The organism is Streptomyces sp. AM25 (genome assembly GCF_058146165.1).
Genome location: NZ_JBKIWN010000113.1, coordinates 1 through 2,433, shown reverse-complemented (window position 1 = coordinate 2,433; position 2,433 = coordinate 1). Strand labels below are relative to the sequence as shown.

At 69.1% G+C, this 2,433-nt stretch carries 3 protein-coding genes; 1 reads left to right on the top strand and 2 read right to left on the bottom strand.

The window, feature by feature from the left end; all coding sequences use genetic code 11:
* Positions 1–403 precede the first annotated feature (403 nt).
* Complete coding sequence (locus ACLHRZ_RS37035; protein WP_490422979.1) at positions 404–901, bottom strand: ricin-type beta-trefoil lectin domain protein; 498 nt, start codon at positions 899–901, stop codon at positions 404–406.
* Positions 902–1,517: 616 nt separating this feature from the next.
* Here ACLHRZ_RS37035 and ACLHRZ_RS37030 point away from each other — a divergent pair.
* The gene (locus tag ACLHRZ_RS37030; protein ID WP_490422978.1) at positions 1,518–2,030 is read left to right on the top strand and encodes a hypothetical protein; all 513 of its coding nucleotides are present in this window, start codon (positions 1,518–1,520) and stop codon (positions 2,028–2,030) included.
* A 221-nt stretch (positions 2,031–2,251) separates the two neighbouring features.
* On the opposite strand, the gene ACLHRZ_RS37025 is transcribed toward ACLHRZ_RS37030, so the two are convergent.
* The coding region (locus tag ACLHRZ_RS37025; protein WP_490422977.1) for a hypothetical protein at positions 2,252–2,433 on the bottom strand (182 nt) is incomplete at its 5' end.

Sequence of the window (2,433 nt, the reverse complement as noted above, 5' to 3'; positions counted from 1 at the left end):
GGCACGGGGCGCCGGCCGGTACGCAGCACCGCCGGGGGAGACATGACGCGTAACGGCCAGCGCGAATGATCTTGGACCCCACGCTTCGAGGGCGGCGCGCCCCGGCGGAGAGCTGGGGCCGGAGAAGAAGCTGTTGACCGAGGCCGCATCCGGCACTGCCGGACGCGGCCTGGTGCAGCGTTCAGTGATGTCCGCGGCCGTCGTGCTCTCGGGACGGCGGGCGGATGATGTGGCCGACGGGCGGCGCTTGCCCGGGCAACGACCCTGCAGACGGCGAACAGTTGGATCGATCTACCCCCGGCCCCTTCCTCCTGGAACAGTGCCGACGGCGGACATGATGTCCAGGGCCGCCTGGTGCTTCACCGCGGGCCGTCACTCGAACCGGGGGGAGAGGCGCGAGGCGCTACTCCTGGACGGGGTACCAGCGTTGGTCGAGCGCGTCGTTGCACGGGCGCAGGACAACGGCGTTGTGCTCGCCTTCGTCGGTAATGCAGGCCCTGGGGTACTTCAGGCTGATGAAGGGGGAGCCGTCGTCGCGGCGGTGGAAGTCCCAGTACTGCGCGTCGTTCTCCGCCCGGCAGTTCTCCAGCTTCACCTCATGGCCGAAGTCGTAGGCGGTGACGCACCGGCCCGCGTAGAACTTGCTCTCGATCTGGTAGCCGTCCCTGCCAGGCCGCAGGTAGAAGTCCTGCCCTCCGGAGTGGTTGCCCTCCTCGGCCTTGAGAGTGCCGTTGCCCAGGGCGTCGAGCAGCCGGTAGGTGCTGGCGTTTTCGAACTGATCCCAGTTGCGGGAAGGTGCGTTGGGTGCCGCCGATGCGGCGGGGCCCGAGGCCAGCAGGCCGGCGCCGAGCAGTGCGGCCGCAGACAGGGCGATAGCGGTGGATCTTCTGCTGTGTGCCACGATGCCTCCTTGCCCGTGACGGATACCGTCACTTGGTGGGAATGGAAGGGTGCGGCGGTTCGAGGCCAGTGCCTCGGCGGCACCGTATAGCCGGTCTTCGCCGGGCGAGAAGCAACGTTTTGGACAACACGTCCGTCCACCACCGACGTCTCGTGCACGTACCCGACTACGGGGCCCCGGTGGCCTGCCACCGTCGGTGTCCGTCTCGCGCTGGATCGAGGGCCGACAGCGCCAGAGACTCTGATCAACATTTCGTACCGGCATCCGACACGTTGATCAGAGCCGAACCGGCGGTCCGGCCAGAGGCGTTCGGGGACTTCTGGTGCGACTTGCATCACCAGGTCGACCCGAACGCCCCCGCCGGGACCCGAGACCTCTACGCACCGGTGGCCTACTGCCGGACACCGGTGAAGGCGACACCGATGGGACTGTGGGAGGCGATCCTGGACTTCTGCGGAGCTCGTGACAGAAAGGAACCTTCGGGGCTGCGCCCGGCGTCCGCCTGCACCAGGAAGCCGGCACAGATGGTGGCCTGGAAACCCGGGCTCCCGTGCCGCCGTGGCGTGTAGCCCCTGCTGCCCGTGTCCTGAGCTCGACCAGGCCCGTTAGGTCCGGTATGACCGACGAGCTGAGCGCGACGGCACAGCGCACCTGGTCCTTCTCCACCCGTGCCACACCGCGGATGCGGGTCGCCGAAGTTGTTCATCAGCCCGACCCCGACGCCTACAGCGATGTCGTCCGCAACGCGCTGGCCTCGGGTTTCGCCTGGGGCAGCGAAGCGGTGCCAGTGGTGACCGCTGCCGTTCACGTGGCCGGCGGCTGCTTCCACGCCCTGACGCTGACCGGTACCAACACCCTGGTGGCCCCACAGGAGCCGGTGACGCTGTCCTCGGCCTGGCTGAAGGCCGCTCTGGATTCCCTGGAGGCGGTGGTCATGGTGGTGCCGCCCGGCACGTTCGGCGAGGAGATGCCCGAGCAGGCCGACCGCACCGGGCACCCCGAGGCCTGCGCCGCTCACCGCAGGAAGCTCAACGCCGCACGGACCGGCGGCCGTCTGCTGTGGGCCGCTGCCCGCATCCGGCTCGACCGGCCGCAGGCCGGTGCATCGGCTGCCGGGCCGGGGCTGTGAGGGGCCCGGCCCGGCTTACACCCCTTCTTCGGCTTCGCCACCGTCGTCACCGTACGGACCGCACGGCCGGCCGCGCCGTTACGTGCCCAGAAGCGCAGGGCCGCCCTTCGCTCCACGGTGGACGGCAGCGCGACCGGCCCGCCTGGACGTGTGCCACGAGACGGCGGCGGGCCTATGTCCGGTGACGGGAACGGGGTCACGGAACAGAGGCGTTGTGGCCATCAGCCGGTGAGGCCAACTTTCTCGATGCCGGATGCGCATTGGAGGCGACGCCGGATGATGTTGCTGATCTCGTAGTTCTCGCAGAGGCATTGCAGCTCAGCGCCCTCCACAGCAATCAGCGCGCGGCGTATCTCGCAGCAGGCGCCGGCGGTTTGGTTCACGAGAACCGGTTCTCGTGAAC

Bases quoted from the DNA above. Each gene is read 5' to 3' on its own strand.
- ACLHRZ_RS37030 (WP_490422978.1), top strand. From the start codon at position 1,518: ATGACCGACGAGCTGAGCGCGACGGCACAGCGCACCTGGTCCTTCTCC.